This window comes from Qipengyuania sp. ASV99, assembly GCF_047872805.1.
Classification (GTDB): Bacteria; Pseudomonadota; Alphaproteobacteria; order Sphingomonadales; family Sphingomonadaceae; genus Erythrobacter.
In genome coordinates, this window is the sequence record NZ_JBLQUK010000011.1 from 1 (window position 1) to 12,574 (window position 12,574).

Here is a 12,574-nt window from a genome sequence, read left to right on the forward strand (position 1 = left end):
ACGCCATGCTGGACGATACCGCCATGGCAGCATAACTTAAACCAAATGGCCTCCGGCAATCCCGGGGCGGTTCAAACTGCGTTGGCGCGGCATCAAACCACCTTACACAGTGAACGTCTGAAAGACGGCGAGTTGGAAGGTGCGTGCAACGCCATTCCGATCTACTCGCGCTGAACAATTGCAAGTCGCGATTAGGCCGACAGCATCGCTACTTCGCTCTTGAGACTGATCAAAATGCAACCGTCATCGAAGGGGTCCGCGCTTGACGGCTCAAAAGCGGACGCTCAGCCTAGCCTGCACGCCGTGGTCGCTGACCGTTGAGCCCAACATTCCCGTATAGTCAAAACCAATTGCCGCCCGTTCGGACACGGCCCAGTCAAGGCCCGCTTCAATTGCCGCAGCATTGCGGGCAACCGCGACACCGGCGACGGTGAATTTGTCGCCTCCTGTCAGACTGTGCACCGACTGGACTGCGCGATCACCAAATGCACGGCGCCAGCCGACTGAGCCCCGCAACGTCAGGCCATTTGCTGATGTCCCAGTTCCGCCTTGTGCGCGAAGGCCCAGGGTTGTGAAAGTGTTGTCGCCGCCGCGTTCATCGACCAATAGCGCCGCCGGACCTCCTGTCTCGATCAACGCATCTCCTTCATAATCCACCAGCGCAAAGTTGGCGAAGGGTTCGATATGGTCACTTTCATCTCCCAGGCGGTAGGAGACTTCGCCAAATAGCTGACTGGTCCGACCATCATACCGGCTCTGCGCGGAGTCGCTAAATCCCGAGAATGCCACTGCCCTTGCGGTGGACGCATCATGCCATGCGATTGCCCCGCCAAGGCTGAGACCGAAACCGGCCCAGCGCCCGCCACCATAGACGCCCAGATGGTAGCTATCGGCAGAGGCGCTGGAACTGCGATCTTCGATATCAAAATCGCTGTGGCTGTATCCGCCAAACACCCCGATCCTGGCGCTTTCGCCAAGCGCTGCGTCCGCGCCAAAGAACGCGCCGACAATGTCGCGGTCGAGCCTGGCGGTATTGCCGTCCGCGTCCCAGTTGCCCCATGAACCGAAACCTTTGACCCACGCCCCCGCCCCCGCAGCGACAGTTGATAGCCTGACAAGCGCCGCTTCGCGTGGAAAACGGCTGTCTTCGACAAACGCGGTGCCAAGCGAGGCGTGAACTTCACCCGACAGTTGGTCCAGCGCCTGAGGCACTTCGGCGGCGGACAATTGCAACAGCGCATCGAACACGATGCCACCGCCCAGCGAAAATGCCCCTTCTCCAGTCGAACATTGATTGCTGGTCAATCCGGCAACGCAGAAGCTGGAAACCACCAGCTGCGACGTCAGAAACACATTCGCAGGGTCATAGGATAGCGTGAAGTCGAGGAAAGCAAAATCATCCTCCACCCCGTCAAACGCGCCGGTGACGCTGCCCGATCCGGTTGCGGAGATTATGGTATAGATCGACCCGGCGGCATAGGTGCTGCCATTGTCAGTGCCATTTGCCGGGCGCACCGTCACCGTCCCCCCATCAATGGTGACGGTGCCTCCCGACGCGATCAGATCGTTGTTCACCCCTGTCACAGTGCCGCCATCGTTCAACTCCACAATATAGCGTGAGCCGCTGGCAAAACTGACGCCGGTGGTGGTCAGCGTTCCGATCGAATTGCCCGCCGCGATGGTCGCGCCGGATGCAAGGTTGACTGTACCGGTTGATCCGGTTCCACTAAGCTGCGTTCCCAAAGCGGCATTGACTTCGCCGCCCAGCGCATCGCCATTCAGAACCAGCGAACCGGCGTTCAGGTCTGTGATGCCCGTGAAGCCAAACTCGCCCGGAGACATTGCGGTCAGCGTCAATACCGCGCTGCCTTCCTTTATGAAGCGCCCTCCACCATCAATCGCCTGGGCAAAGACTGCATCGGCATCCTGCACCAATCGCAGCGTCGCAATGTCCTCGATTGTTAGCGAAGCGGTCGTCGGAAGGTTTGCCAGTCCAGCGATGATTTCGCCTTCCTCGACAATGATACTGCCGCCAAAATCGCTGGCTCCGGTCAATGTAAGCGCGCCGGTTCCGGTTTTGGTCAGCGCGCCGCTTCCCGAGACCCGGCCGGAGTAGGTCCCGGCAAGATCCTGATCAAACAACAACTCGGCTGATGTCAGGGAGATCTCGCCCTGTAGGCTGGTGCTGGAACCGCGCAATCCGCCCGCATTGACGCTGGTGCCGCCGCTGTAGCTGTTGGCCCCGGTAAGGGTCAGCGTGCCATTCCCAGTCTTTATGAGCGCACCGGTCCCCGAAATGTCCCCGGCGAAGGTTCCGGCAACCGATTGGGCGAATTCCAAGGTGGCGTTGGCGACGATGTCACCCTGCAGACTGATTGCGTTCCCAGCCAGTGTTCCGTCCGAAACAATCGTGCCGCCGGAATAGCTGTTTGCGCCGGTCAGCGCCAGCCGCCCTGCACCCTGCTTGGCAAGACTGCCTGTCCCTGAAATGATTCCGGCAAATGTCCCCGCCGCGCTCTGATCAAACAACAGGGTGCCATTGTTGGCGATAGCTCCTTGAAGGCTGGCCGTATCGCCCGAAAGCGTGCCATGCGTGATGATCGTGCCGCCCGAATAGCTGTTGGCTCCGGTCAATCGAAGCGTGCCCAAATCGGTCTTCTCCAGTGCCTGATCGCCGGTGATGGCCGACGCAATGGTGGCGGTGAAATCTGCCCCGGCGCTGGTACCATCGCCAACACGGATGACGCCGCGGTTGGCATCGAGCACCAAATCGCTGCCAGTTAGCGTGTAACCATCGACCGCAAATTGCAGCCCGCCTTGGGAGATGATGGCTCCAGCGCTGTCATCCAACGTCACGATCCCGCCTGTGCCCATGAAGATCAGCATTTGCGCAGGGTCGTAAAAGCTGTTGGGAGTGCCTGTCTCCGCGGTCCAATTGGTGCCGATCACTGTCCAGGTGCCGGTCCCGCCATCGACCGTTCCATTGGCGGTGACATTTGCTCCATCCCAAAAATTGAGCGGGTTTGCTGGCGCAGAGAATACCAGATTGACATCGCCGTCATTGCTGCTGGTGATCTGAATCGACAGGTCGCTGATCGAAAAGCCGCCGGGGATGCTGCCGAACTCCAAAGTGTTATCGGTGATATCCCCGCCAAAGCTGATCAGGCGGTAAAGCCCTGCGCCGAACACACCTGCGTCGATGATGTTCAGGTTGCCGTCGAGCGTCAGATCACCGGTGACGGTGATGAGATCGCTGTCTACCCCCGCGATCCCGGCCGGATCGCCGAGCTCAAATTCGAGAATCGACGCAGCGCTCAGCAATAGATCGCCATTGATCGCCAGCGTGCCGGGCGAATTGCCCGCCGCGATGGTGGCGTCGGCGATTGTCACGGTGCCGCCGATGGTGCCCGTGCCGCTCAGCCGCGCGCCGCCGCTGACATTGGTCTGCATGCCAATGCCTCCCAGCGTTCCGTTCACCCGCACACTTCCGCCCCTGATGGCGAGTTCACCGCCATAGGTGCTGTTGTTGCCCGTCCCCGAAAAAGTCGTGTCGCCCGCCAGATGTTCGATCCGAGCGCCGGCTGGTCCAGCGAATTGCGCATCGATATCGAAAGCCTGCTCGGAATGGTTGAGCACCAGCAGATTTCCGGCGCCAAGCGCCACCAGATCGACATCGAACAGCCCCGCAGCGCCTGCTGCGCTGGTGCGCGTGCCACCGATATTGACGGTGTTGCCGGCCACCATGTTCATCGTCAGTTGTCGTGCTGAAAAATCACTGTCGATCAGGGTCAGATTGGTGCCAGTAAAACGCAGCCCGATGGAGATAACTCCCTCCGCCGACAACGTGCCCCCATCGACCAGAAGATCGGTCGTCTCGATCTGCAAGCCCGCGTTCGGCCCGCCGGTCATGATCCAGCTTCCGCCATTGGTGATCTCGACCGTGCGCAGTACGCCGTTGAAGCCGAGGCCATTGTCGCTGGGCCCGCGCGCGCGCAAGGTCGCGCCATCGGTGATCACCACAGTTCCGCCGCCCGGATTTCCACCACCAAGGCTGATGTTGGCGGCAATGTCGAGCGCGCTGCCCTCGCCTGAGAGCAGGATGTCGGTCTCGGGCGAGAAGGTGGGGTTTTGCGCCCCGTTCAGTTCCAGTCGGCTGCCGCCCGTGATGGTCAGCTCTGAGGTCCCTTTTACATCCCAGCTGCCTTGCGTGATCACCCGGCTGCCGTTCTCGATGATCAATCCGCCATTATTGCCGAGGAAGCCAAATCCCGGATTGATGATTTCAAGCTCGCTGCCATCGCGCACGATCAGATTGCGCCGTTCGCTGTTTCCGCTGCCGAAGGTCACGCCCGCGCCCACCGTGCCGTTCAGTTCCAGCCGCGCGCCATCCTCGATGATGAAATCGGCGCTCGGCTGGCCCGCGCTGCCGTTGAGCAGGCTGAGCCCGCCGGTGCTGCGCATTTCCGCGCCGGCGCCCGAAATGCGCACTTGGGCCTGCTGGGCGACGCTGAAGGTCGATGTGGTTTCGACCACCGCGAGGCCGCCAGCGGTTACGGTCAGACCTGCGGGATTGTTGAGGCCAAGCGACCGGAAGCTGGCGATGCCGCCATCTTCGATCAAAATCTCACCTTCGAGAGTGGTTGCGGCCTCGACCGAGAACCGCGCGTTCACGCCCGCTGTATCGGTGCCCGCCACCCTCAAGCTGCTGCCAGAGGCAAGGGTCAGGGTCGAGTTGAAATCGACCTCACCGCCATTGAGCACTTCGAGCGTGCCCACCCCGTCGGCCGAGTTGCCAATCGCCAGCACTCCGTTGGTTGAGGTCGAGGTCCAGCGTGAACCCGCCCCGCTAATGATCGCCGTGGCGTCTGATTCCAGAAAGGAACGAGAACCGATCGCGCCGCCCACGCTGCTGAGCGTGCCGCCGTCCAGCACTCGCAACGCGGCATCGCCTTCGATCAGCAAGCCGGTAACCTGCGCCTCACCGCCGTCCTCCACCGTGAAATTGCCGCCGCGCACCTGCAATTGGGTGGGCACGATGAAGCGCGAGCCATTGCCCGCCGCGTCGGCACCGCTGACAAGGATGCTGCTGCCCGGCCCCACGACAGAGCCGACCCCGCCCGGCGTGGTGAATGCCGCACCATCAAGAACCCGCACAGTGCCGACCCCGCCGCCTTCATTGATGTTGCCAATGCTGAGGCCCGCGGCCCCGCTGGTGATCTCCAGCAGCGAGCCGGCTCCGATCACCTCGACCAGACCGACGCCCGCCGCCGATGGCAGGCCGTTGGCGATCTGGACTGACAGGAAACTGCCCGTGCCGCCATCCTCGATCCGCAAGGTTCCGTTGCTGCCGAGGGTGGTGCCGACCCGGACGCTCACCCCTGCGGTGGCCCCTGCCGAGGGGCCGATCCGTGCGTCCGCGCCGCTGATCACCACTGTGCCGGTCAGATCGCTCGCCGCGCTCGCGATGTTGAGCGAGCCGCCATTTGGCCCGTCACCAAGCCCCAGCACGCCGTTCACCGTCAGCACTGGCGCGGTGCCGTCAGGCGCACCTACATTCACAACGCGCGCATTGAAGACATCCCCGGCGGCGATCACCGGCTGGGTCGTCACCGTGCCGTTGTTGATCGACACGGAGGCGTTGAACGGCGGGAGGATACCGGTGCTCCAATTACCGTCTTCGCCCCAGTCGCTGCTTTCGCTGCCATCCCACACTTCCTGCGCCTGCGCGGGCTGCGAGAGGGCTGCAAGCGCTGTCCCTGCAAGCAGCAGAGAAGCAAACCGGACCGGCGAGGACTTCAGTGTCTGCGATTTCGTCATCTCGGGGATTCCTCTGGATCTTTGGGGTAATGCCCACGATCCTAACCCCGATCACCGCGATGCAACGTGTCGCAACTTGTCGCATCCCGCTGAAAATGATTGCATTTTGTTCTGCATCCGGCGGATTGCCTTGCGGCGCTGCGCTAGACCCCGATTATCATTGATGCGCCGCCGCGCCGGTTGAGCAAGTCGGCGACTTCTCTGTCATTTTTCCAGCGCGCCGCAATATCACGGCGTAGACCAGCGGAACCCCAAACCTCGTTGCGCGCCTCGGCTCGATTGAGTAGTCGGACAAGCGCGGCGCGGTCGCCCGCCGCCGATGCAACGAAAGCAGGCCAGACCAGCGTCTTGCGGCGCCCATCCAGAACTTCGTCCTCGCCCTGTTGCACCAGCATCCGGGAAACGGTAGCCGGGCCAGCTTCAAGCGCCTTGCGCAAAGCGCTCGCATCATCAACCAGCCCGCTTTCACGCCGCAACCGCGCCAGGGTTTCCATTTCTGCAACAAATTTCACCATGTCCCCTTCGGCAATGGCAATCACCCCGAGATAGTCAGGCACCGTTGCGAGGGTGGGATTCCCGCTGCGCAGTTCGACCAAAGCAGTCTTTGCGCGGGCTGTTTCGCCTGCGGACCACTGTGCCCAGGCTAGATCGGCAGCGATTGCCGGGGACGCCGCCTCCAGCAACCTCGCTTCGGCAAAACGCCGCAATCCCTCTTCAAAATCGCCATTGTCGATCAAAGCATTGGCATACCAGAACAACGTTTGCGCCGATCGGTCGTTGATCGCCAGCGAACGCTGAAAATCCCGTGCGGCAGCGGCGCGGTCACCGTCCCACCAATAGGCGATGAACGCGCGGGCTCGCAGTGCGCCATAATGATTGGGATCAATCCTGAGCGCAGTATCAACCGCACTTTGCGCACGGCCAAATGCCTCGACATCAGTTAGCGAGCCAAATTCGCGAGCCAAAAGGTAGCAATCGGCCAGCGCAGAATAGGCAGGTACGAAATCCGGTTCGATCTCGACCACGCGCTTTAGCTTTGTGATTGACCGCGTGATGGTCTCGGGTTTGCGGTTGGCCCAATCGACTCGCGCGTCAACAAACAGCGTTGCTGCCTCGGCATTTTCAGGGATTATGGCGGGTGTCTTTTCAGGCTCGAAACCGGACCAAGCATAGACTGCAAAGCCAAGCAGGGCTGCAACCAAAATTGCGACCAACGGGCGCGCGATATGATAATGATCGAGCAGCCGCGACCACGGCCTGCGCTTTTGTAGCTTCGGCACTTCCTCAACTGAAACGGCCGAATCATCAGTCTCTGTCGCACTAAGCCATGCGTCGAGTTCTTCTGTCAGGGCATAGACACTGCCTCTGGCGCCGCCAGGTATGCGGTGGACGGGCATGGCGCGCTCCGCCGACCAACGGATCACCGTCGTCCGGTCGCGCCCGAAATGGGCCGCGATTGATTTCCAACCATCCAGACGCATGCCACCACTCGCAATGGAACCCTTTCAAAAATGCTGAAGGTCGAGCCGAACCGAGTCAAGCGCGTTCCGGCAGGCCGATAGGCCGTGCGCGCCAAGGGTCGGGACATGCAGAAGTTTTGCGGCCTTGCTGCAGTTGTCTGATGCCGGCAGGTTTGCTTGCACTGCGAAAAGCCCGCGCAGTTTGTGCGCGGGCTTTCACAACTTCAATCTCAGCCCAGGAAAATCAGAATTCGTAACCCAATTCGACCCCGAACCGGCGCAGTGCGCCGGGCGAAATGAACGATCCGCCGAACTCCACCGCAGTGATGACTTCGTTCAAATAGCGCTCATTGAACAGGTTCTCGGCATAGGCCGTGACTGACCAGCGGTCGCCTTCGACTCCGACCCGCAGATCCATCACACCGAATGAATCGCGGCGCGAAATCGAATAGTCGGCATCGCCGACAAACGCCGGCAACGCCAGCGCCGAGCCGGGCAAAAGTCCGCTGAACAGCGTGGGGTTGGGATCATCCTGAAGCGTGTGAAACCACGTCGGTCCGGTGATCCGGTAATCGGCCCGCGTCACGAAATCGATCGTGCTTGAAACAGGCAGGTCAAGCTGAGTGCCCAGATTGATGGTGTAATCGGCGGTATAGGGCGATTTGTTGCCCACCGTCACAGGCCGCGAAGCGTTGGCTTCGATCTCGCTTTCCGTGACGTTGGCCGATCCGAACACCGTCCAGCCGTCGAGGATCTCGGCAGTCAGGTTGATTTCTGCCCCGTAAATCTCGACCTCATCAATGTTTGAAACAACGCGCAGCAGCCCAAAGCCGCCGACGAAGAATTCAAAGAACTGCATGTCTTCGATATTGGTGTAATATCCGGCGAGGTCGAAAGTAATCCGATTGTCGAGCAGATTGCCCTTGATCCCAGCCTCAAACGCGCTGGACACTTCCTTGCGATACTGGTCTTCGATCAGCACATTGGTGCCGATAAACTGGTTGAACGCCTGATCGACAATCGCCGCCGAGCCCTGATTGTTGAAGCCGCCCGACTTGAAACCGATACCCCAGTTTCCGTAGAGATTTACGTCGTCAGACAGCTCGTAACGGAGCGAAATCTTGGGCTGGAATTGACGGAAAGTCTGCGATTGATCGGGGATCGGACCAAATGCCTGACCAGGATTGATCGGCCCGCCGGTGATGGGATCATTGACATTGGGCACAAGGCTGCTGACGCTGCGATCTTCGATGTCATAGCGGCCCGCCAGCCCCACCGAAAACCGGTCAGTCAGCGTCGCATCGACCGATGCAAACAGTGCATAGACATCGGTCTTGAACGCATCATTATAAAGCTGCGTCGTTGGATTGGCCGAACCCGGCGCATTATACAGCTGACGGGTGACACCATTGCCAAGGTCTGCCCCCAGACTGACGCCCACTTCGCGGTCGATGTGGAGGTAATAGGCACCAAGCTGCCAGTTGACGTCGCCATCGCCATTCGAGGCGAGCCGCACTTCAGCGCTGAAATCGCTTTGTTCGCGGATTTGGAACTGGGTGCCGTCGCAGGTGGTCGGGCTGTAAGGACCAAAGGTGGAGCCATTGGCCGGGTCGAAGATGAAGGGGATGGGATTGTTGCCGATAAAGGTCGGCGGATTGAGCGGGAATCCAGTCAGCGCCGCAGTCGACGCAAAGCAGGCGGCGTTGGCGGCGGCAAGATCGCCCGTCGCGGTCCCGGTGAAATCAAGGAAGCGCGCGAAATCAGCGGAAGTGCCGTCGGCTGTCAGTGACTGATCGACATCGCTGTAAAGCGCCCATGCGGTGAGCGTAACCCCGCCGAAATCATGTTCGACCTTGGCCGAGGTTTCAAATGATTGCTGATCGTTGGTCGGCCGGATGTTCGGATAGAAATTGAACGGATGTTCGTTCACATCCTCGAAAAAGGCAGGATCAACAGCGGCGAAATTGGGCAGGTGGAACGCAGCGTTGAAGTTGATCGATGCGCCAGTGAGGTCGGAGTAGCGGGCCTTCACGTCGAGTTCGGTCGCAGGACCGATGTCAACGACAAAACGCCCATCGACCGACCAAATCTCTTGATCGTCAATTGTCCTCGAATTCAGGAAACTGTTGCGGTAAAATCCATCGGTGGTCGAATAGCTGCCCGACAGCACCAGACCCGCGCTTTCGCCAACTGGCACCGCAACATAGCCATTAGCGAGATAGGTCTGATCCTCCGCCGCGCGCAAGGTCACGCCGCCTTCCAGCGTATCGCCGGGTTTCACGGTCTGGATGACAATCGCCCCTGCTGCAGCGTTGCGGCCATACAGCGCGCCCTGCGGACCCTTGAGGATTTCGACCTGCCGCAACGTGCCTTGATTCTGGTTCAATTGCGCGGTGTTGGTCTTGAGAATTCCATCAACCACCAGCGCTACCGAGCTTTCCGCGTCGCGCGCGCCGTTAATGCCGCGAATGTTGATCTGGGTGTCGCCTGCCTCTGCCGTGCCGGTAACGATTGTTACACCGGGGGTTAGCTGGATGAAATCGTCGGCGCGCTGCACCCCGGTCTTGGCAATCGCTTCGGCACCGAACACTGTGACAGAGGCTGGCACGTCCTCAAGCGATTCCGATTGACGCCGCGCGGTGACAACAATGGTATTGCCATCGTCCTCAGCAGCCTGACCGGGGTTGGCAGGGGCATCCTGCGCAAACGCAGGGGTTGCGACGACCATGGCGCCAAGAGCCGCACCGGAAGCAAGAAGGATACGCATTTTCATCGAGGGCACTCCTAAAATCCTATAGGCAATCGGGGTGGTCAAACATCGTCAAACAAGGACGTTCGCCCCGCTCATGTAAACATAGACTTCCTGAAACCTTGGACCGTCAGCGCCGCCCGCTTCACCGCGGCGCAGACGCCAGAAATTGGTGTTGTTCAGCAGCGTTACCTTGCCGCCCACATCGTGCAGTTCGGCGGTGAAACTGGCAGTAATCCGGCCGTTGGCAGCATCGACTGTGCAGGTGAAATCGCGGTGGATGATGGTTTCGTATGCGCCAAAGAAATCTTCGAACATGCGGCGGATTTCGGCCTTGCCGCTGTGACGGGTAAATGCGGTCTGGACACAGAACAAAGCTGTGTCGTGGAAGCAACCGAGCACCGCATCCATGTCTTTCGCATCGACCCGCGCAAAATATCTGTTCAGCGCAAAATCGATCAATTCATCGCGGGTCAAAACGGGTTCATACTGCATCAGGCCTCCCCTTCCTTCAGCAGATTGTCGCTCGACATATAGACATACACGCGGTGAAACAGCCGGTCCTTGAGGTAGAAACGGTTGCAGTTTTCATAGCGCAATTGGTCGCCGCCATTGGGCGTGATCAAGACGGTGAACTGGCTGCAGATTGCGTTAGTCTCCGGATCGGCAGTGTGGACGAAATTGCCGTGCCAGATGCCTTCAAAATCGGCGAACAGTTTGACGAACATTGCCCGGATCGCCTCGCGGCCCTGATGCACTGTGTTGCTGGTGACTTCAGTCAAAACCGCGTCAGGTGTGAAACAGTCGAGCACCTTGTCGAGATGTTTGTTATCGACCCCATCGAAATATCGTTTGGTGACGATATCGACAAAAACTGGGTAAGGCAGCGGCACCTGGCCCGGACCGCCCTCACTCCAAACATTGGCGTGCGCTTCGCTCATCAGTACCAACCTTTGCGAATATGGGCGTGCATCGGCACTTCCGGTGCAGGAAAAGCTGTCTTGGAGTGCGTAAGCCCCAATTCGACCCACGTTTCGAGCTGCTTGTAGGCGACCTGCCCCGGATTAATCACCGGCACCGGCAGCTCACTCTGCAGGTAGGCAGCCGATTGATGCATCGTCGTCGAACCGAGCACGATGACATCTGCGCCGTCCTCTTCGATCGCCCGCATGGCCTCGGCCTTGAGTTTGGCGAAAACGATTTCTTCTTTACCTTCAAGCAGTTCGGTAACGTCGGGCCTTGTGTCGATTGATCGAACCGAAGCGCAGCGGTGGTCCCAACCGTGCTGGCTCAGCACTTTTTCGTAAAGCGGGAACCACTGCGGCCACATGGTGATGACACTGAAGGACTTGCCCAGCATCATCGCAGCGGCAAAACTTGCCTCCCCCGGGCCGACAACCGGAATGGTGAGCACCGAACGCAGTGACCACAATCCGCTGTCGCTGACCGTGTCGATCAAAACGCCTGAAAAACCTTCAGTTTCTGCGGTAATCCCGGCCTGAAACACGGTCCAATCCATCAACAGAGTGTCGTGGTAGGAATCGCCCAATGCCGCGCCCCACCGCACAGCTTCGAATTCGGGTGCAAAGCCGGGACGTATGAATTCCGCGGGGAGCTGCTGGGCGCGATTGGCTACCCCGGCTGCGTCCATCGCGATCGGTACGATGACCTTGATGCGCTTCAAAACGATCACACCCCTCTTGCTTGACCCTTGCTGATTATTGTATACAAAACATCGTCGTCAAGTCCTTTTGCATTTCGACCAGCATCGGTTCTGCTTGTGTGGTTTTCCGGTGCCAGACCTTGCTTGTGGCAGTTGGGGGCATAAAGGTGATGCTTATGATTTTCCGGGAAATTCACCTTTGCCTGACGACGATCGCGCCGTGAGCCGCGCTTCGGACCAGGCCTACGCCGCGATCCGCGCCTATCTGCTGAGCGGTGAAGCGCGGCCCAATGATCAACTCACCGAAGACCGGCTGGCCCAGATCGCGGGCGTCAGCCGCACACCTGTGCGCGAGGCGGTAAGGCGGCTTGAAGATGAGCGCTTGCTGGTGCGCAGCGAATCCAAGCGGCTGTTCGTGGCCGACTGGAGCCGGGACGACATCGAGGAGATGTTCGCACTGCGCCAAATGTTCGAATGTCACGCCGCCGAACGAGCGGCGCGCCGTCTTTCACCTGAACAAGTCGCCCAGTTGGAATCGATCAATCGATCCTTGCGCGGTGCGATCGAGCGCGCTCAGCCAGACGTTCCATTGTTCCTCGAAGCCAACCGCAATTTCCACGATGTGATTATCGACGCCGCCCATTCGCCGCGGCTCGCGCAATTGCTGGCAAAGCTGGTGGAGGCCCCGGTGGTGTTGCGCACTGCGCGCAATTACTCAATGGAAGATCTGCGACAATCGGCGCGCGACCATGATGAATTGATCGCTGCTTTTGCTGCCCGTGACCCTGATTGGGCACGCGCGGTAATGAGCAGCCATCTGCGCCGCGCCTTTCACACTTTTGCCCGGACAGTCGGTGCCGCTCCGTCAGCAAGCGAGTCGTAAGA

General features: G+C 59.8%; 7 protein-coding genes. 1 reads left to right on the forward strand and 6 read right to left on the reverse strand.

Features of this window, described 5'->3' with window-relative positions; translation table 11 throughout:
• Positions 1 to 270: 270 nt before the first annotated feature.
• The 6 genes from ACM64M_RS11995 to ACM64M_RS12020 all read right to left on the reverse strand — a co-directional run bounded on the left by ACM64M_RS11995 (position 271) and on the right by ACM64M_RS12020 (position 11,719).
• Positions 271 to 5,817, reverse strand: a complete 5,547-nt coding sequence (locus ACM64M_RS11995; protein WP_416228935.1) for an autotransporter domain-containing protein — start codon at positions 5,815 to 5,817, stop codon at positions 271 to 273.
• A gap of 143 nt (positions 5,818 to 5,960) precedes the next feature.
• Entirely contained in the window at positions 5,961 to 7,298 is a 1,338-nt protein-coding gene (locus ACM64M_RS12000; RefSeq protein ID WP_416228936.1) for a tetratricopeptide repeat protein, read from the reverse strand.
• Positions 7,299 to 7,521: 223 nt separating this feature from the next.
• The gene (locus tag ACM64M_RS12005; protein WP_416228937.1) at positions 7,522 to 10,050 is read right to left on the reverse strand and encodes a TonB-dependent receptor; all 2,529 of its coding nucleotides are present in this window, start codon (positions 10,048 to 10,050) and stop codon (positions 7,522 to 7,524) included.
• A gap of 48 nt (positions 10,051 to 10,098) precedes the next feature.
• Positions 10,099 to 10,521 carry a nuclear transport factor 2 family protein gene (locus ACM64M_RS12010; RefSeq protein ID WP_416228938.1) on the reverse strand — a complete coding sequence of 141 codons (423 nt, stop codon included), beginning with the start codon at positions 10,519 to 10,521 and terminating at the stop codon, positions 10,099 to 10,101.
• On the reverse strand, positions 10,521 to 10,967 hold the full coding sequence (locus ACM64M_RS12015; protein ID WP_416228939.1) for a nuclear transport factor 2 family protein: 447 nt from the start codon (positions 10,965 to 10,967) through the stop codon (positions 10,521 to 10,523). Before ACM64M_RS12015 ends, ACM64M_RS12010 begins: the two co-directional genes overlap by 1 nt.
• Positions 10,967 to 11,719: an aspartate/glutamate racemase family protein gene (locus tag ACM64M_RS12020; RefSeq protein WP_416228940.1), complete on the reverse strand. Its 753-nt coding sequence runs from the start codon at positions 11,717 to 11,719 to the stop codon at positions 10,967 to 10,969. Before ACM64M_RS12020 ends, ACM64M_RS12015 begins: the two co-directional genes overlap by 1 nt.
• A 190-nt stretch (positions 11,720 to 11,909) precedes the next feature.
• Between ACM64M_RS12020 and ACM64M_RS12025 the strand changes: the two genes are divergently transcribed.
• Positions 11,910 to 12,572: a GntR family transcriptional regulator gene (locus ACM64M_RS12025; RefSeq protein ID WP_416228941.1), complete on the forward strand. Its 663-nt coding sequence runs from the start codon at positions 11,910 to 11,912 to the stop codon at positions 12,570 to 12,572.
• Positions 12,573 to 12,574: the final 2 nt, after the last annotated feature.